The organism is Acidovorax sp. NPDC077693 (assembly GCF_044542805.1).
Classification (GTDB): Bacteria; Pseudomonadota; Gammaproteobacteria; order Burkholderiales; family Burkholderiaceae_C; genus Acidovorax.
This window is the reverse complement of the sequence record NZ_JBITVD010000001.1, coordinates 345,567-364,424: the sequence shown is the minus strand read 5'-3', so window position 1 is coordinate 364,424 and position 18,858 is coordinate 345,567. Positions and strand designations below refer to the sequence as shown.

Annotated in this window: 15 protein-coding genes; 12 read left to right on the top strand and 3 right to left on the bottom strand. The window is 68.0% G+C overall.

The window, feature by feature from the left end:
• Positions 1–52 precede the first annotated feature (52 nt).
• Positions 53–1,036: a S1C family serine protease gene (locus ACIGHN_RS01660; protein ID WP_396502996.1), complete on the bottom strand. Its 984-nt coding sequence runs from the start codon at positions 1,034–1,036 to the stop codon at positions 53–55.
• A gap of 142 nt (positions 1,037–1,178) precedes the next feature.
• Between ACIGHN_RS01660 and ACIGHN_RS01655 the strand changes: the two genes are divergently transcribed.
• From ACIGHN_RS01655 to ACIGHN_RS01615, 9 genes are all read left to right on the top strand, one after another.
• Positions 1,179–2,003, top strand: coding sequence for a TatD family hydrolase (locus tag ACIGHN_RS01655; protein WP_396502995.1), 825 nt, complete (start codon positions 1,179–1,181; stop codon positions 2,001–2,003).
• 306 nt (positions 2,004–2,309) lie between these two features.
• On the top strand, positions 2,310–2,882 hold the full coding sequence (locus ACIGHN_RS01650) for a DNA-deoxyinosine glycosylase (RefSeq protein ID WP_056415926.1): 573 nt from the start codon (positions 2,310–2,312) through the stop codon (positions 2,880–2,882).
• 5 nt (positions 2,883–2,887) lie between these two features.
• Complete coding sequence (locus ACIGHN_RS01645; protein ID WP_396502994.1) at positions 2,888–3,652, top strand: spermidine synthase; 765 nt, start codon at positions 2,888–2,890, stop codon at positions 3,650–3,652.
• A 94-nt stretch (positions 3,653–3,746) separates the two neighbouring features.
• On the top strand, positions 3,747–5,543 hold the full coding sequence (locus ACIGHN_RS01640; protein ID WP_396502993.1) for a GspE/PulE family protein: 1,797 nt from the start codon (positions 3,747–3,749) through the stop codon (positions 5,541–5,543).
• Between the two features lie 155 nt (positions 5,544–5,698).
• A complete protein-coding gene (locus tag ACIGHN_RS01635; RefSeq protein WP_056161792.1) occupies positions 5,699–6,187 on the top strand; it encodes a tripartite tricarboxylate transporter TctB family protein in 489 nt (162 codons plus the stop codon).
• A gap of 15 nt (positions 6,188–6,202) precedes the next feature.
• Complete coding sequence (locus ACIGHN_RS01630; RefSeq protein WP_056415933.1) at positions 6,203–7,714, top strand: tripartite tricarboxylate transporter permease; 1,512 nt, start codon at positions 6,203–6,205, stop codon at positions 7,712–7,714.
• A 121-nt stretch (positions 7,715–7,835) separates the two neighbouring features.
• Positions 7,836–9,146, top strand: coding sequence for a DUF3422 family protein (locus ACIGHN_RS01625; RefSeq protein ID WP_056415935.1), 1,311 nt, complete (start codon positions 7,836–7,838; stop codon positions 9,144–9,146).
• A gap of 255 nt (positions 9,147–9,401) precedes the next feature.
• Positions 9,402–11,024, top strand: a complete 1,623-nt coding sequence (locus tag ACIGHN_RS01620) for a gamma-glutamyltransferase family protein (protein ID WP_396502992.1) — start codon at positions 9,402–9,404, stop codon at positions 11,022–11,024.
• 55 nt (positions 11,025–11,079) lie between these two features.
• Entirely contained in the window at positions 11,080–12,015 is a 936-nt protein-coding gene (locus tag ACIGHN_RS01615; protein WP_082485915.1) for a DMT family transporter, read from the top strand.
• 126 nt (positions 12,016–12,141) lie between these two features.
• Here the strand turns inward: ACIGHN_RS01615 and ACIGHN_RS01610 are convergent, their stop codons facing one another.
• On the bottom strand, positions 12,142–13,122 hold the full coding sequence (locus tag ACIGHN_RS01610; RefSeq protein WP_396502991.1) for a M48 family metalloprotease: 981 nt from the start codon (positions 13,120–13,122) through the stop codon (positions 12,142–12,144).
• Positions 13,123–13,133: 11 nt separating this feature from the next.
• Positions 13,134–13,745 carry an SH3 domain-containing protein gene (locus ACIGHN_RS01605; RefSeq protein WP_056416386.1) on the bottom strand — a complete coding sequence of 204 codons (612 nt, stop codon included), beginning with the start codon at positions 13,743–13,745 and terminating at the stop codon, positions 13,134–13,136.
• Between the two features lie 67 nt (positions 13,746–13,812).
• On the opposite strand from ACIGHN_RS01605, the gene ACIGHN_RS01600 reads away from it, so the two are divergent.
• From ACIGHN_RS01600 to ACIGHN_RS01590, 3 genes are all read left to right on the top strand, one after another.
• Positions 13,813–14,637: an SDR family oxidoreductase gene (locus ACIGHN_RS01600; RefSeq protein ID WP_396502990.1), complete on the top strand. Its 825-nt coding sequence runs from the start codon at positions 13,813–13,815 to the stop codon at positions 14,635–14,637.
• Positions 14,638–14,844: 207 nt separating this feature from the next.
• Entirely contained in the window at positions 14,845–15,960 is a 1,116-nt protein-coding gene (locus tag ACIGHN_RS01595; protein WP_396502989.1) for a TRAP transporter substrate-binding protein, read from the top strand.
• A 91-nt stretch (positions 15,961–16,051) separates the two neighbouring features.
• Entirely contained in the window at positions 16,052–18,784 is a 2,733-nt protein-coding gene (locus ACIGHN_RS01590; protein ID WP_396502988.1) for an EAL domain-containing protein, read from the top strand.
• The last annotated feature ends 74 nt before the right edge of the window (positions 18,785–18,858 follow it).

Sequence of the window (18,858 nt, the reverse complement as noted above, 5' to 3'; positions counted from 1 at the left end):
TGTCCTTCCTTTGTCGGTGATCGATGGTGCGGAGAGTCGCCCAGCCCGGAGGCTAGAACGGCGGCATGCCCACGGCGGCAGCAGCGTTTTCGATGGGTACGGCAAAGCCGATGCCGATGAAGGTGCGCGCGGAGGTGGGGTTCAGGATGGCGGTCACGATGCCCACGACCTCGCCGTCGAGTGTGACGAGCGGCCCGCCGGAGTTGCCCGGATTGGCGGCGGCGTCGAACTGGATCAGGTTGCTGAGCTGGCGCTTGCCTTCGGGCGAGGTGAACTCGCGCCGGAGGCCCGACACCACGCCCGCCGAGGCCGACGGCCCGATGCCGAACGGAAAGCCCACGGCCACCACGTGGTCGCCCGGGCGCAGGTCCTGGGTGGAGCGCAGGGGCGCCGCTTCGAGGTCGTCCGGCACCTTGTGCGCCTGCAGCACGGCCAGGTCGTTCTCGGGTTGCGTGCCGGTGATGCTGGCCGTGGTCTCGAGGCCGTCGTGGAAGGTGATGGCAATGCGGTCGGCGCCTGCCACCACGTGCAGGTTGGTCAGGATGACGCCCTTGTCCACGATGACGACCCCTGTGCCCACGCCGCGCTCGATCTCTTCCTTGCCGTTCTTGCTGCGGCTGTAGCCCGCCACACGCACCACCGACGGTGCAATGGCCTCCACCGCCCGCGCGTCAGCGGAGGGGGGCGTGGTGGTCTCCAGGGTGCGCAGCACGGCAGCGTCGATGTCTTCCTGCGTGACCTTGCGGGGGGCCGGGCGCTGGTGCAGCCACAGGCTGGCCACGAGCAGGGCCGACAGCAGCATGATCATGGCCCACAGGCTGCGCAGATGGCGCCGCGACAGCGCCACACCCGCTGACGGGGTGGCTGCGGTGGGGAAGTGCGGGCTGGCGGCAGGTGCGCCATCGCCCCCCTGCGACTGCGCGGCAGGCGCTGCGAAATCCGCTGGTGCAGCGGATCTGTCGGAGGGCGCCGCCGCGGCCCCGTCCAAAGGGCGGCGGGCCGGGCGGGAGCTGCTGTAGAGGGCGGGCCGAGGCATCCTGTCACCTTTTCTACTGCGCCGCAAAAAGGCGCATGGTTTCACGTTAGCACGTATCGCCGCCATATGCACATCCAAGGTTTCGTGCGCCGCCGGCTGGCCACCCAGCCGGGGGGCCGGCTCTTTGGGGCATCATGGCCGGATGACTGTCTGGATCGACACCCATTGCCACCTCGACGCCCCGGAATTCGACCCCGACCGCGACGCGGCCCGCCAGGCTGCCCGTGCACAGGGCGTGGGGCACTGCGTGATCCCGGCGGTGGAGCGCAGCAACTGGGCCACCGTGCGGCAGCTTGCGCATCAGCATGGGGACAGCTACGCGCTGGGCATCCACCCGCTGTACACCGGCCGCGCGGACGACGGCGACCTGGACCGCCTGGCTGCTGAACTGGAGGAACACCACGCAGACCCGCGCCTGGTGGCCATCGGCGAGATCGGCCTGGATTGCTTCGTGAGCGGGCTGGACCCCGTACGGCAGGAGCGCTTTTACCGCGCGCAACTGCAACTGGCGCGCCGATTCGGCCTGCCGGTGATCTTGCACGTGCGCCGCTCGGCCGACAAGCTCCTCAAGGGCCTGCGCGAGCTGCCAGTGCGCGGCGGCATCGCGCATGCGTTCAATGGCAGCCAGCAGCAGGCCGAGGCGTTCATTGCCATGGGGTTCAAGCTGGGCTTCGGGGGCGCCATGACCTACGACCGCGCCCTGCAGCTGCGCCGCCTGGCTACCGAGTTGCCCGAGGACGTGCTGGTGCTGGAGACCGATGCACCGGACATCCAGCCGCATTGGCTCTACACCACCGCGGCGCAGCGCGCGCAAGGCCAGCCCCAGGGCCGCAATGCCCCGGGCGAGCTGCCGCGCATTGCCGAGGTGCTGGCGCAACTGCGGGGCCAGCCGGCGCAGGCGCTGGCAGCGGCCACCACGCGCAATGCCCGCGCGGCGCTGCCCCGGCTGGCGGCGCTGGTGCCGTAGGGAACCTCTGCACGAATCACCGCGCCGTGGGCATCTGCGGTTTCGGGCGGCCTGCGGCGTTGCAAATACTCGCAATAGCTACGGATATGGCTGCGTTTTGCGCCTTGCACTCCATCCCGATCCGCAGCGCATACTTGGCAGCTCGATTCGTGCAGAGGTTCCCTAGCGCCTGCGGGGGGGCGCCTGGTGCAGGGCCTGAAATGAGGAGCCATTTGGGAGTTTTGCGCAGTGTGGTGCACGGTTTACAGCTATCTTTTTTTACAGGCCTGCCCGGGCCCCTGCGCGGTTTAGGTCCAGAATCGGCCCATGCCTGACGTCCAAGCGCCGCACCCCGCGCCCACCTCTGCCACCCCCCGGTGGCAGGGACTGCCGCCTGTGGCGTCTGCAGAAACCGTGGTGCTGGTACTGGGCAGCTTTCCAGGCGCGGCCTCGCTGCGGCTGCGCCAGTACTACGCCCACCCGCAAAACCACTTCTGGAAGATCCTGCAGGCGCTGTGGCCCCAGCACCCGCTGCCGCCTGCAGGGGCGGACCACTATGCGCAGCGCTGCGACTGGCTGCTGGCGCGGCGGCTGGGGCTGTGGGACGTGTACGAAAGCTGCGAGCGCGAGGGCAGCCTGGACACCGCCATCCGCAACGCCCGCGTCAACGACTTCGCGCGCCTGCACGGCCAGTGCCCCCGCCTGGCTGCGCTGGCCCACAACGGCGCCGAGAGCTTTCGGCACGCGCCCGCGGCGCTGGCCAGCCTGGAATCGGCGCACCCGACGCGGATAGACGCGGTGCGGCTGCCGTCGACCAGCCCCGCCAATGCCTCCTGGAGCTTTGACCGTAAATTGGCGGCCTGGGGCGAACTGATGTCCGCCCACGGGCTGCTTGACTGACCTGAATGACCCGAAAAAAGAACACTCCCCAAGAACTGCCCGAAGTCAGCGTCTCCGACGACGGCGAGGTGCGGCACCTTCACCTGGGCACGCCCTGGATCCAGGGCTCCATGCGTGTGGCCGAGCCGTTCGTGCTGGAGCTGGAGTACGTGCAGCGCATGATGGCCTGGCTGTTGTTTGCCGACCCCGCGCAGGTCTCCAAGGGGCACGCCATGCAACTGGGCCTGGGGGCGGGCGCGATCACCAAGTTCTGCCACAAGAAGCTGCGCATCTGCAGTACCGCCATCGAGCTCAACCCGCAGGTGGTGGCCGTGTGCCGGCAGTGGTTCAAGCTGCCGCCCGACGGCCCCAAGCTGCGCGTGGTGCTGGCCGATGCGGCCCAGGAAATCCGCAACCCGATGTGGTTGGGCACCGTGGATGCGCTGGCGGTGGACCTGTATGACCACGATGCGGCAGCGCCGGTGCTCGACAGTGCGGACTTCTATGCCGACTGCCGCGCGCTGCTGACGGATACTGGCAGCATGACCGTCAACCTGTTTGGCCGTGCCTCCAGCTACGACCGCAGCCTGCAGAGCATGGCGCAGGCCTTCGGCGAAGACGCGCTGTGGTCCTTCAAGCCCACGCGGGAGGGCAATACCGTGGTGCTGGCCCAGCGCACCCCGACGCGCCCCAAACGCACCGAACTGGCGGCGCGGGCCGAGGCGATCCAGGCGCGCTGGGACCTGCCCACGGCGAAATGGCTGCGGGCTTTCAAGCCCGTGGCGGGCTGAAAGGCGCTGCATTCATGCAGGGCGTGGCAAGCGCAGACAGCGCAGATGGCCGCAGATGGCGCAGAGAACGTGTACGCACACTGAAAGGTCTCCGATGACGAAGGTTGCAGAAGTTTCCACCGAGCGCGCAGCAGCGGCGCCTTACGCCGGCCCGGTGGACTGGCGGCGCATGGTGCAGTGGTTGAGCGAAGACAAGGTCATCACCCGCGAGGAGGCCCAGCGCACCATCGCGCGCTGCTCGCAGGCCGAGAGCTCCCAGCATGCGCTGGTGCGCCTGGCCAATGTGGCGATGGAGCGCGCGTCGGACGGCAAGCCGCTGGACATCGAGGCGCTGTCCGAATACCTGGCCCGGCGGGCCGGGCTGCCCTACCTGCGGATCGACCCGCTCAAGGTGGATGTGGGCCGCGTGGCCGACACCATGAGCGCCACCTATGCCGAGCGCCACAAGGTGCTGCCGGTTCAGGTGACCTCCAAGGAAGTCGTGGTGGCCACCGCCGAGCCCTTCATCGACGACTGGGTCGCCGAGGTGGAGCGCCAGTCGCGGCGGTCGGTGCGCCGGGTGGTCGCCAATCCGGCCGACATCCACCGGTTCACGGCCGAGTTCTTTGCGCTGGCCAAGTCCGTGCGTGCAGCCCAGAAGGCCGGAGGGGCAGGGGGCGGCAGCAGCTTCGAGCAACTGGTCGAGCTGGGCAAGAGCAACAAGCAGCTCGATGCCAACGACCAGGGCGTGGTCAAGGTGGTGGACTGGCTCTGGCAGTACGCGTTCGACCAGCGCGCCAGCGACATCCACCTGGAGCCCCGCCGCGAGCAGGGCGTGATCCGCTTTCGCATCGATGGCGTGCTGCACCCCGTCTACCAGATGCCCATGGGCGTGCACAACGCCATGATCTCGCGCATCAAGCTGCTGGGCCGCATCGACGTGGTGGAAAAGCGCCGCCCGCAGGACGGCCGCATCAAGACGCGCAACCAGCGCGGCGACGAGGTGGAAATGCGCCTGTCGACGCTGCCCACCGCGTTCGGCGAGAAGATGGTGATGCGGATCTTCGACCCCGACAACGCGGTCAAGGACCTGGACGCACTGGGCTTTGCGCCGCACGACGCCCAGCGGTGGGAGGACCTGGTCAAGCGCCCGCATGGCATCATCCTGGTGACCGGGCCCACCGGCTCGGGCAAGACCACCACGCTGTACTCCACGCTCAAGCGCGTGGCCACCGAGGAAGTCAACGTGAGCACGGTGGAAGACCCGATCGAAATGATCGAGCCCAGCTTCAACCAGACGCAGGTGCAGCCGCAGCTCGACTTCAACTTCGCCGAAGGCCTGCGCGCGCTGATGCGCCAGGACCCGGACATCATCATGGTGGGTGAAATCCGCGACCTTGAAACGGCCGAAATGGCGGTGCAGGCGGCCCTCACCGGCCACCTGGTGTTCTCGACCTTGCACACCAACGACGCGCCATCGGCCATCACGCGGCTGATGGAGCTGGGCGTGCCGCCGTACCTGCTCAACGCCACCATCCTGGGGGTGCTCGCCCAGCGCCTGGTGCGCACGCTGTGCAAGCAGTGCAAGCAAAAGGACGATACGTCGGACCGCGAAGTGCTGATGGGTGCCGTCAAGCCCTGGAAGCTCAGCGGCGGCTACCAGCCCTACAAGCCCGTGGGCTGCGTGGACTGCCGGATGAGCGGTTTCCGCGGGCGCATGGGGCTGTACGAACTGCTCACGGTGAGCGAGGCATTGAAGGAAAAAATCAACCAGGCGCCCTCCATCGACATGCTGCGCCGCCAGGCCGTGCAGGACGGCATGCGCCCGCTGCGCCTGGCCGGTGCGCTGCGGGTGGCCGAGGGGCTCACCACGCTCGAAGAGGTGCTCACCGCCACGCCTCCCCTGGAATAGCGGAGTAGCGGGCAGCCTGTCTCCCGGGCGACTGCCGGGCTGCCGCTGCCGTGGCGGCATGCAGTGCGTTACCGGATGTAGGTGGAATCCACATCCGCACGGGCCGCGCTTGCACTCACAATCGCGCAGTCAAGATTTCCGCCTAGGAGACAAATGTGAAAATCAAGAGTCAAAAAGACTTCTTTGCCGGCCTCATGTTCATGGGTATCGGTGTGGCGTTTGCGTGGGGAGCCACCACGTACAACGTCGGCAACGGCGCACGCATGGGCCCGGGCTACTTCCCGCTGCTGCTGGGGATCCTGCTGGCCCTCATCGGGTCTGCCATCACCTTCAAAGCCACCACGGTGGAGACGCAGGATGGCGACAAGATCGGCAAGTGGGCCTGGAAGCCGCTGTTCTTCATCCTCGCTGCCAACTTCGCCTTCGGCATCCTGCTCGGCGGCCTGCCCAGCCTGGGCATCCCGGCGATGGGCCTCATCGTGGGCATCTATGCGCTGACCTTCATCTCCAGCCTGGCTGGCAATGAGTTCAACGCCAAGGCTGTGTTCGTGCTGGCCACCGTGCTTGCCGTCGGCAGCTACGTGGCATTCGTCTGGGCGCTCAAGCTGCAGTTCCCTGTGTGGCCGAGTTTCATCACGGGTTGAGCAGGAGCACCGACCATGGATTTGATCAACAACCTCTCGCTGGGTTTTGGCGTGGCTTTCACGTTCCAGAACCTCATCTACTGCTTTGTCGGCTGCCTGCTGGGCACGCTGATCGGCGTGCTGCCTGGCATCGGCCCCGTGGCCACCATCGCCATGCTGCTGCCTGCCACCTACGCGCTGCCCCCCGTGGCCGCGCTGATCATGCTGGCCGGTATCTATTACGGCGCGCAATACGGTGGCTCCACCACCGCCATTCTGGTCAACCTGCCAGGTGAATCGTCCTCGGTGGTGACCGTGATCGACGGCTACCAGATGGCCCGAAAAGGCCGAGCGGGGCCGGCGCTGGCGGCGGCGGGCCTGGGCTCGTTCTTCGCTGGTTGCGTGGGCACGCTGATCCTGGCGGCCTTTGCGCCTCCGCTGACCGAAGTGGCCTTCAAGTTCGGCCCTGCAGAGTACTTCTCGCTGATGGTGCTGGGCCTGATCGGCGCCGTGGTGCTGGCCTCGGGTTCGCTGCTCAAGGCGGTGGCCATGATCGTGCTGGGCCTGCTGATGGGCCTGGTGGGGACCGACGTGAACTCGGGCGTGGCCCGTTTCAGCTTCGACATCCCTGAACTGACCGACGGCATCGGCTTCGTGACCATCGCCATGGGCGTGTTCGGCTACGGTGAAATCATCGCCAACCTGGCCCGTCCTGACGACGACCGCGAAGTCTTCACAGCCAAGGTGCATGGCCTGTTTCCGACGAAGGAAGACTTCAAGCGCATGATCCCCGCGGTGCTGCGTGGTACGGCCCTGGGTGCTGCCCTGGGTATCTTGCCCGGCGGTGGCGCACTGCTGGCTGCGTTCGCTGCCTACACGGTCGAGAAGAAGACCAAGCTCAAGCCCGGCGAAGTGCCGTTCGGCCAAGGCAACATCCGCGGCGTGGCGGCTCCCGAGTCGGCCAACAATGCAGGTTCGCAAACCTCGTTCATCCCGCTGCTGACGCTGGGCATTCCACCCAACGCCGTGATGGCGCTGATGGTGGGTGCGATGACGATCCACAACATCCAGCCAGGTCCCCAGGTGATGACCAGCAACCCGGAACTCTTCTGGGGTCTGATCGCCTCGATGTGGATCGGCAACGCCATGCTGGTGATCCTGAACCTGCCGCTGATCGGTATCTGGATCAAGCTGCTCACGGTGCCTTACCGCTGGCTGTACCCCTCCATCGTGCTGTTCTGCGCGGTGGGTGTGTACTCGACCAACAACAACACCTTCGACATCTGGATGGTGGGTATCTTCGGTCTGATCGGCTACATCTTCCACAAGCTGGGCACGGAGCCAGCACCTCTGCTGCTGGGCTTCATCCTGGGCCCGATGATGGAAGAAAACCTGCGCCGTGCGCTGCTGCTGTCGCGTGGCGACTGGAGCGTGTTCGTCACGCGACCGCTGTCTGCCGGCCTGCTGGCGGCTGCGGCCCTGCTGCTCATCATCGTGCTGCTGCCCGCCGTGAAGAACAAGCGCGAAGAAGCGTTCGTGGAAGACTGACCACCGCCTTTCTTCTCATCGACTCCACGACAACGGCACCTTCGGGTGCCGTTGTTTTTTGGCGAGCCGCCAACGGGGCGGGCGCTGCGGACCAGCACAATCGGGGCAGAGGTCCGCACGCATGTCCACACCACTGCACGTCACACAGCATCCCCACCGGGCCTTGCTGCACAACGAGATTCACGCCCGCCCGCCCGAGTCGATGACGGCGCCGCTGGCCATCGCCCACGTCGTGATGCTGGCCAACGCCGCCGGCCGCGAGGCCAGCCGTGCCCATGTGGCAGCCCTGCTGCGCGACCACCATCTGGCGCCGCCGGGGGAGCACACCACCCACCTGCGGATCGACCTGGGCGCCTACCGCCTGCGCTGGGAGATGCACACCGAGTTCGTCTCCTGGACCTTCACCGTACCCACCCCCATCGACGCCTTTGGCGAGCGGGAGCCCGCCAGCGCCGCTGCTGCCGTCCCGCAGGACTGGCTGGCGGCACTGCCTGGGCAATGCCTGTGCAGCCTGAACCTGTGGGTGCTGCCCACGCACGCCTTCGGCTCGGGCTCGCTCGTCAAGCATGTGCTGCATGAAGACACCCTGGTGGCGTCGACCGTGGCCGATGGCCATGGCGAGGTGTATACCGACTTCGCCATCCATGCCGACGGCTTCTCGCGCATGGTGCTGCTGGCGGGCGGCATGACACCCCGCCGCCTGGGGCGCCTGGTGCAGCGCCTGCTGGAGATCGAGACCTACCGCATGGCCGCGCTGCTGGGCCTGCCCGCAGCCCGCGAGGCCGCCAGCGTGCTGGCCTTTGCCGAGCGCGAGTTGGCCGAACTGGCCGACGCCATCCGCACCGCCAACCGCGATGCGGAACCTGTGCTGCTCGACCGCCTGACCCGCCTGGCCGGGCAGGTAGAGAGCCAGTACGCCGCCACGCACTCGCGGTTTTCGGCGAGCAGCGCGTACTTCGAACTGCTGGACCGCCGCATCCAGGACATCGCCGAGTCCCGCCTGGCGGGCATGCAGACCATCCGCGAATTCATGGACCGGCGCCTCACGCCCGCACGCAGCACCTGCGAATGGGCCGCCCGCCGGCAGGACGCACTGTCGCAACGCGTCTCGCGCATGAGCAACCTGCTGCGCACCCGCGTGGAGATCGAGCAGCAGCAAAGCAGCCAGGCGCTGCTGACCACCATGAACCACCGGCAGGACCTGCAGCTCAAGATGCAGTCCACGGTGGAAGGCCTCTCGGTGGCCGCCATCACGTACTACATCGTCGGGCTGGTGAGCTACCTGGCCAAGGGCGCGCAGAAGCTGGGATGGCCGTTGTCTGCGGAGACCACCGCGGCGATTGCGATACCCCTGGTGGCGCTGGCCGTGTGGTGGTCGCTGCGCAGGCTGCACCACCGGATCTTCAAGAAGCACGGGGAGTCGGGGGCTTGATGGCCCGCTAGTGAACGGGCGCGCTCAGCCCGCAGCCGGCAATGGTGTGGTTTCAAGGCGGTCACGCTTTTGCCAACCGGTTCATGCATTCGCTACCGTTCAGGCTGCTTGTCGACGCGCGGATGCCGGCTTCGACAAGCTCAGCCCGAACGGTGGCAAGGATGTGAAAGCTGCGGGCTTCGTGCCTGCGCGCAGCGCGCGTGCCATGGCGGGCGCCGTTCAGCCCTGCCGGTCCCATCGGCCCATAATGTTCCGATGACCTTCAGCTACACCCCCTCCTATGCCAGCACCCGCTTGCCGGTGTTTGCGCGCAATGTGGTTTCCACCTCGCATCCGCTGGCTGCACAGGCCGGGCTGCGCGTGCTGCAGCAGGGCGGCAACGCGGTCGATGCTGCCGTGGCGGCTGCAGCCGCCATGACGGTCTGCGAGCCGGTGAGCAACGGGATCGGCAGCGATGCGTTCTGCATTCTGTGGGACGGCCAGGCATTGCACGGGCTCAACGCGTCGGGGCGTGCGCCGGCGGCGTGGACGCCGGAGTACTTTCACCAGCGCTACGGTCAGGGCCAGGCAACGCCACCCACACGCGGCATGGACACCGTCACCGTGCCCGGTGCGGTCAGTGCCTGGGCGGCCTTGTCCGCGCGTTTTGGCAAGCTGCCTTTTGCCGACCTGATGGAGCCGGCCGCCGAGATCGCCGAGCGCGGCTACCTGGTGCCGGTGGTCGTGCAGCAGAAATGGGCGGCGGCGGTCGATGAGCTGCAGGCCCAGCCAGGCTTTGCGCAGAGCTTCATGCCCTGGGGCCGCGCGCCGCAGGTGGGAGAGCTGTTCCAGTTCCAGGCCGCGGCCCGCGCGCTGCGCGCCATCGGGGCGACACGCGGCCAGGCGTTCTACACTGGCGAGATCGCACAGGCCCTGGTCGCGTTCTCGCAGGCCCACGGCGGCAGCCACACGCTGGCGGACTTCGCCGCGCACCAACCGGAGTGGGTCACGCCCATCGCACGCAACTACCGCGGATACACGCTGCACGAGATCCCGCCCAACGGGCAGGGCATCGCGGCCCTGATCGCGCTGGGCATCCTCGACCAGTTCGACGTGGCCAGCCTGCCGGTGGACAGCGCCGCATCCCAGCACCTGCAGATCGAGGCGATGAAGCTCGCCTTCGCCGACGTGTACCGCTACGTCGCAGAGCCATCGTCGATGGAGGTGACGCCCGCGCAGATGCTCGATGACGCCTACCTTGCGTCCCGTGCGAGACTGATCGACATGAACAGGGCGCAGGATTTCGGTGCTGGCAACCCGGTCAAGGGCGGCACCATCTACCTCACGGCAGCGGACGAGAACGGCATGATGGTCAGCTTCATCCAGAGCAACTACATGGGCTTCGGGTCGGGCTGCGTCGAGCCCACGTTCGGCATCAGCCTGCAAAACCGCGGCCAGGCCTTCAGCACCGACCGCTCCGCCCGCAACCCGGCCAACCTGGTGGCACCGGGCAAGCGGCCGTTCCACACCATCATCCCGGCCTTTCTTACCAAAGACGGCCAGCCCGTGATGAGCTATGGCGTGATGGGCGCCAACATGCAGCCCCAGGGCCACCTGCAGACGCTGGTGCGCATGCTCGACTACGGACAGAACCCGCAGACCGCGTGCGATGCGCCGCGCTGGCGCTTCAATGCGGGCCTGGGCATCAATGTGGAGCAGGACATGCCTGCTGCCACGGTGCAGGGGCTCGAAGGCCTGGGGCACCGCCTGGAGGCGATGCAGGGGTCCTACCAGGACTTCGGCGCCGGCCAGTTCATCTGGCGCATGGGCGACCCCAAGGTGCACGGCTACGTGGCCGCCAGCGACCCGCGGCGCGATGGCCAGGCGGCCGGGTACTAGGCCGGTGGCGCCCGCTGTGCCTCCAGACCCCTTTGCTCAAGGATATGCATAAAAAGTGGCCCTACCGCGCTCTCCACACACGCCGATAGCTACTAAAAATGTAGCAGCGGGCTTCGCATTGGCGCTGCTCGGCTCGATCGCCTTCAGCGGCAAGGCCATCATCGTCAAGCTGGCCTACCGCTACGGGGTCGATGCGGTCACGCTCATCATGTACCGCATGCTGTTCGCGCTGCCCATCTTCGCCGTGATGGCCTGGTGGGCCAGCCGCGGCAAGGCGCCACTGACCCGCAAGGACTGGCTGGGTGTGCTGGGCCTGGGCTTCACCGGCTACTACCTGGCGAGTTTTCTCGACTTTGCCGGCCTGGCGTACATCAGCGCCAGCCTGGAGCGGCTCATCCTGTACCTCAACCCCACGCTGGTGATGATGCTGGGCTGGGCGCTGTACGGCCGCCGCATCCGGTGGGCGCAGGCGGTGGCCATGCTCATCAGCTACTGCGGCGTGGTGCTGGTGTTCGGGCTGGAGGCCAACCTGCAGGGCACGAACGTGGCCTGGGGCGCGCTGCTGGTGTTCCTGAGCGCGGCAAGCTACGCCATCTACCTGGTCTACAGCGGCGAGATGGTGCAGCGCCTGGGCTCGCTGCGGCTGGTGGGCCTGGCCACCACGGTGGCGTGCCTGCTGTGCCTGGTGCAGTTCGCTGCACTGCGGCCGCTGAGCGCCGCGCTGGTGGCGCCCGAGGTGATCTGGCTGTCGGTGCTCAACGCCACGCTGTGCACCGCAGCCCCCGTGCTGATGGTGATGATGGCCATCGAGCGCATCGGCGCCGGCACGGCAGCCCAGGCGGGCCTGGTCGGGCCCTTGTCCACCATCTTCATGGGCATCTGGATCCTGGGGGAGCCGTTCACCCTGTGGATCGCCGCGGGGACGGCGCTGGTGGTGGTGGGGATCTTCCTGTTCAGCCGTGCGGCGCGGCAGCCTGCGGCTGGCCGGTGAGCCGCGCGGGCAATCGTTTCACGGCAGGTGCTTCATGCACAAGGGGCCGCACGCGGCCCCTGTTTGGTTGCGGCATCGCTGCGGCCGCGGGCGACCTCGGCCGACCCGAGGCCCGTCTGCCCTGCATCACGACGCTTTTTTCTTGGGCGGTGGCGCGGGTTTCCGTGCCGGCGTGGCGGCAGGTGCTGCGCTGGGCGCGGCAGCGGCTGCGGGCTTGGGGTGCACGCGCTGGGCCACGGTCATGGGGGCGGCGCCCGAGAAGCTTTCCAGGTTCTTGCCCATGGCCAGCTCCAGCTGCTCCAGGCGGGCCTGTGCTGGCGGGTGGGTCGCCAGGGCCAGCGTGAACATGGGGTTGTCGGGCGCGGCCGTCCGCAGCTGCTGCAGCACCGCCACCAGCCCGTACGGGTCGAAGCCCGCGCGGGTGGCCAGCGCCACGCCGGTGCGGTCGGCATCGTATTCGTCGGCCTGGTCCAGGCCGCGCGCGTACAGGTTGCGGCCCAGCGCCAGGAACTGCGAGGCCACCATGTTGCCCACGGCGTTCGTCTTGATCTGCGATGCCACCAGTTGCGTGAGCATGCCCGACTGCGCGGTCTTGCGCATCGCATGCAGATGGTGCTTGGCCGTCACGTGGGTGATTTCATGCGCCAGGATGCCGGCCAGCTCGGCTTCATCGGCGCACCGGTCGATGAGCCCCTTGGTCACGAAGACATAGCCGCCGGGCGCCGCGAAGGCGTTGTAGCCGGCATCGTCCAGCACCACGAAGGTCCAGGGCAGGTTGGGGCGCTCGGACTGCAGGCTGATCCAGCGGCCGAGCTGGTTCACGTAGCGCTGCAGTGCCATGTCCGGATGCAGCGGCTTGCTGCCCAGCAGCACGGCGGCCAGTTGCCGGCCGATCTCGATCTCGCGGGGCTCGTCGATGCTCTCGACCGAGCGGGTCAACAGGCTGACGAGGTCATCGCCTTTGCCCGCATTGCCACCGCCGGTCACGGCGCCCAGCAGCATGTTCATCACGTTCTGGCTCTGCCCGGTGGCGGGCACCAGGGCGAGCGCGGCCGCGGCACACGCCGCAGCCAGCCGCCGGTGGGTCAGTCGAAGGTTCGATGGCATGGCGGCACTCCTCAGTTGGGGCTGAAGTTGGGGTCCGACGGGTTGGACGATGAGCCTGTGGCCCCCGTGCCCGACGATGTGGGACGTGCAGGCGCAGCCAGCACGGGCACCGTGCGCGGCTGCAGCGATGCGCTGGAGGCGAATTGACGCGCCTGGTCTGCATTCACCCGCAGGGCCTCGGCCTGGGTGACAGCGGCGGGGTTGGGCTGCGCGTTGGCGATGTCTTCAGCGCCCAGGCCGCGGATGCCGACGGTGGAGGTGGCCGTGGTGCTGGAGCCGCTGTTGCCGCCGAACAGGGTACCCACGCTGCGCAGGCCGCTGGTGGCGGCATTGTTGCTGGCCGCGGCGGAGCCCGATTGCGGGCCGAGATCGAACATGTGCACCCAGCCGGTCGCGCCCTGCGGGGTGCTGACCTTGGTCCACGCGCCCTTGCGCTCGGTGCCGCGCGTCACCACCGTGTTGGCGTCCAGCGGCGCCACGCTGGCGCCGGTGTCCGCCGGGGTGTCGCGCAACTGGGTGGCACGCTTGACCACGGCGGTTTCTTGCGCATGCGCAACGCCTGTCAAGCTCCATGCTGCCGATGCCAGCCACAGGGCAAGGGCTCCGCGGTACAGCCATTTCATGGTGGGGCCTTCCATTTATGATTTGCCGAGCGTTTTATGTGTATCAGTATGCAACTGGGAGATTGTTATGGATTTGGGTATTGCAGGCAAATGGGCGCTGGTGTGCGGCGCCAGCAAGGGCTTGGGCTACGGCAGCGCGCTGGCATTGGTGCAGGAGGGCGTGAACGTGGTCATCAACGCGCGCAACGCGGACGCCCTGGCGCAGGCTGCTACTCAATTGATAGCTGAAGGCGCCAGTGCAGCAAGCGTGAGCGGCAAGAAAGCCCCGCAAGTGATCGCCGTGGCGACGGACATCACCACCCCCGAGGGGCGCCAAGCCGTGTTCGCGGCGGCAGGCGGTCCCGGCCGGGACTTCGACATCGTGGTGACGAATGCCGGTGGACCCCCCACCGGCGACTTCCGCGACTGGAACCGCGACGCGTGGATCAAGGCGGTGGATGCCAACATGCTCACGCCCATCGAACTCATCCAGGCCACGGTGGACGGCATGGCCGCCCGCGGCTTCGGCCGCATCGTCAACATCACCTCGAGCGCGGTGAAGGCGCCCATCGACATCCTCGGGCTGTCCAACGGCGCGCGCAGCGGGCTCACAGGCTTCGTGGCGGGGGTCTCGCGCAGCAAGATCGCCGCGCGCGGCGTGACCATCAACAACCTGCTGCCGGGCAAGTTCGACACCGACCGGCTTGCGGCCACCGTGAATGCTGCCGCCACCAAGGCCGGCAAGAGCGTGGACGAATTGCGCACCGCGCAGCAGGCGCAGATCCCTGCCGGGCGCTACGGCACGGCGCAGGAGTTCGGCGCGATCTGCGCCTTCCTGTGCAGCCAGCAGGCAGGCTACATGACCGGCCAGAACGTGCTGGCCGATGGCGGTGCCTACCCCGGCACCTTCTGAGCGCAAACTTTACACAGCGCACTGCAGGCCCCTGTGCCGGCAGTGGGGCTTCTGCCGAGGCCAGGCGCCGCCAAGGATTGATATAAACAGGGTGGCTGCCGCCCTGGCGGGTTCGTGGGGCGGTACGTTTTGTCCCCGTGGCTTTTTGCCGACAAACTTTTCGTCAGGTGGAAAAACTTGGTGAAGAATGGCGGCCTGTCACTTGCCATGCAATCAAGGCCTCTCCTGACCCATCGTCCTCGCCTTCGCACTGCGCTCACCAGTCTTGCACTGGCCGCGCTGTGCTGCCTGCCCCAGGCCGGCGCGCAAAGCGCCGCGCCTGCGGCGGAGAGCGCCGCCACACCCTACCGGCTGCGCATCGTGGGCGGGCTGGCAGGCATCAACCAGTACACGCGGCAGGAAGAGCCTTTTTGGAGCAAGGAGCTGTCGCGCCTGAGCGGCGGCAGGTTCGAGGCCGAGATCGTGCCGTTCGACCGCGCGGGCGTTCCCGGGGCCGAAATGCTGCGGCTGCTGCAGCTGGGCGTCGTGCCGTTCGGCACCACGCTGATGAGCTCCTTCACCGCCCAGTACCCCGAGTACACCGCGCCCGACCTGGCGGGGCTCAACCCCGACATCGCCACGCTCAAGTCCACGCTCAACGCCTTTCGCCCCTACCTTGAAAAGGCCCTGCGCGACCAGCATGGCGTGGAGGCGCTGGCCGTGTACGTCTACCCCGCGCAGGTGGTGTTCTGCAAGAAGCCGATGCGCACACTGGCCGACCTGGCCGGCCGGCGCACACGCGTGTCGTCGTCCACCCAGGCCGACTTTGTCGGCGCGCTGGGCGGGGTGCCGGTGCTCACCGGCTTTGCGCAGATCATGCCCAGCCTGACGGCGGGCAACACCGAGTGCGCGATCACCGGCACCATGTCCGGCAACACGCTGGGCCTGCCCACGGTCACCTCGCATGTGCATGCGCTGCCCGTCACCTGGGGCCTGGCGATCTTCGGCGCCAACCAGGCCGCGTGGGAGGCCCTGCCGCCCGACCTGCGGGCGCTGCTGCGGCGCGAGCTGCCGCGGCTCGAAGCCGCGATCTGGGACGAGTCCGAGCGCGAGACCTTGAACGGCATGGCCTGCAACCGCGGTGCGCCCGCGTGCGTGGGTGGCCGCAAGGGCAGCATGGTGGTGGTGCCCGTGTCGCCGCAGGACGAGCGCAGCCGGCAGGAGATCCTGGCCTCCACCGTGCTGCCGCGGTGGGTGCAGCGCTGCGGCGCGCGTTGCGCCCAGGTGTGGAACCAGACCATCGGCCCCGTGCGGGGCATGACGGCGGCGCCTGCAAAGCCATGACCCGCTGGCGCCCCCACGCAGCAACCGGCCAGACACCCTTGCCATGGGTGCGACAGGGATGTGCAGGCATCTGCGTCGGCGCACGTACTGAATGAGCGAGTCCACCACCCCGCTTCGCATCAGAGCCTTCGTATGGGCCGCAGTGGCGGTGTTCATGGGCGCCGTGGCGCTGGTGTCGGCCGCCCTGGTGTGGAACGCACGCCAGGTGGCGCTGGACGACAACGCGGCGCAGGCCACCCGTTTCGTCGCCGGGGCCGAGGCGGCGCTCAACCGGTCGCTGCTCTCCGTCGATGTGCTGCTGGCGAGCCTGGACGAACTGCTGGGCCTGTCGGGCGCGATGAGCGACTGGATCGACCCGGACGCGGCCAGCCAGCGGCTGCGCAGCTCGGCCCGGCAGAACCTGATGGTGCGCTACGTGGCGCTGATGGATGCCCAGGGCAAGATCATCGCGTCGTCCGACGCGGCGGGCAGTGCGCTGGCGGTGCAGCTGCCCGTGGGCTTTCTGGAATCGGTGCTCAAGCAGCCGGTCTCCACGCTCGTGATCAGCCCGCCGGTGGTGAGCTTTGCCACGGCCGAGCGCGTGCTGTACTTCGCGCGCCACCTGCGCATGGCCGACAGCGCCCGCGTGATCGCCATTGCCGAGCTGCCGGTGAGCGCGCTCAGTTCGGTGCTGGTCCAGGGCGTGGACATCAGCGGCCTGCAGGTCACGCTGGAGCGTGCCACCGGGCAACTGCTGCTGAGCGTGCCCCACCGCGAAGAGAACCTGCCGCCCACGCTGAGCCCGCCGCTGCAGATGCTGGCGGCCGAAGGCCCATCGTGGAGCGCCCCGGCCCGCCTGAGCGGCGAGCCCGCGTTCGTCGTCTACCGCCCCATCCTGTACCAGGACCTGCGCATTTCAGCCAGCGTGCCGCGCAGCGACGCGCTGGCAGGCTGGCGCCAGCAGCGCAATGCCATCGGCCTCACGGGCCTGCTGTTCGCCGCCATGATCCTGACCGCCGGCTGGCTGGCGCTGCGCTACCTGGACCGCCTGTCGCAGGCGCGCATGGCGATTGCGCAGTCCAAGGCCACGCTGGACCAGGCGCTCGAATCCATGGTGAGCGGCTTCCTGCTGCTCGACGCGCAGCACCGCGTGGTGCAGTGGAACAGCCGCTTCGAAGAGATCTTTCCGTGGATGCGCAACGTGATGGCGCCCACGGTGCCGTTTCGGCGCGTGATGGAGGAGACCTCCAAGCACCACATGCCGCGGGCCAGCGACGAAGAGCGCATGCGCTGGGTGGAGCTGCGCCTGCTCAAGCAGAACCAGCACCTGGAGCCGCACGAGCAGGTGCTGCCCAACGGGCGCACCATCCAGATCACCGAGCGCCCCACGCCCGAAGGCGGCCTGGTGATCACCTACCACGACGTGACGGCCCTGCGCCGCGCGAGTGCAGAGATCGAGAGCCTGGCGTTCTACGACCCGCTGACCAACCTGCCCAACCGCCGCCTGCTGATGGACCGCATGCAGCAGGTGATTGCCGCCAGCGTGCGCAGCGGCCAGTACGGTGCGCTGCTGTTCCTGGACCTGGACCACTTCAAGACGCTGAACGATACGCTGGGCCACGAAGTGGGCGACATGCTGCTGCGCCAGGTCGCCGAGCGCCTGAAGACCTGCGTGCGCCGCGAGGACACCGTGGCCCGGCTGGGCGGCGACGAGTTCGTGGTCATGCTGCACGAGCTGTCGCTGCACAGCGAAGAGGCGGCGGCCTATGCCCGCCGCGTGGGCCAGAAGATCCTGCGCAAGCTCAACGTGCCGTATTCCCTGAACGGGCACACCCACCACAGCACCCCCAGCATTGGCGCCACGCTGATGGGTGGCACGCTGCAGCCCTCGGTCGACCTGCTCAAGCAGGCCGACATCGCGATGTACCAGGTCAAGTCGCAGGGCCGCAATGCGCTGTGTTTCTTCGACCCCCAGATGCAGATCGCGATCAGCGTGCGCGCGCAGCTCGAAAGCGACCTGCAACTGGCGCTGACGGGGCGCCAGTTCGTCTTGCATTACCAGCCCCAGTTCCACCTGGACGGCCGCATCGTCGGCGCCGAGGCGCTGATCCGCTGGCAGCACCCCGAGCGCGGCCTGGTCGCGCCGGGGGCCTTCATCAGCGTGGCCGAGGAGAGCGAGCTCATCGTGCCAATGGGCCACTGGGTGCTGCGCACCGCGTGCGAGCAACTGGCCCTGTGGCAGAACGACGCGCGCTTGCGGCACGTGCAGCTGTCGGTCAACGTGAGCGCGCGGCAGTTCCGCCAGCGCGACTTCGTGGCCCGCGTGGTCGAGGTGCTGCGCGAGACCGGCGCGCGGCCGCACCTGCTCAAGCTCGAGCTGACCGAGTCGCTGGTGCTCGACAACGTGGACGACACCATCGCCAAGATGGGCCTGCTCAAGACCAAGGGCGTGCGCTTTTCGGTGGACGACTTCGGCACGGGCTACTCGTCGCTGGCCTACCTCACGCGGCTGCCGCTCGACCAGCTCAAGATCGACCAGTCGTTCGTGCGCAACCTCGGCGTGCGGCACACCGACGACGTGATCGTGCAGACCATCATCGGCATGGCCCGCAACCTGGAGCTGGATGTGATCGCCGAAGGCGTGGAAACCCCGGAGCAGAAAGCCTTGCTGGCGGACTATGGCTGCCAGCTGTTCCAGGGCTACCTGCTGGGCATGCCCGGCCCGGTGGGCGATCTGGAGGCGCTGTTGCGCAGTGCGGCGGGCGATGCCCCTGCGGCGCCAGGCCAGGGTGCGTTGCCTGGCTCCGCGGATGAGAGCGTTGCATCGCCTGAAGGGCGCCGCTAGGACGGTTCAGCGGGCGCCTTGCTGCTGCAACAGCGACTGCGACAGACAGCGGCAGGGCAAGAGCGGGCGCAGTG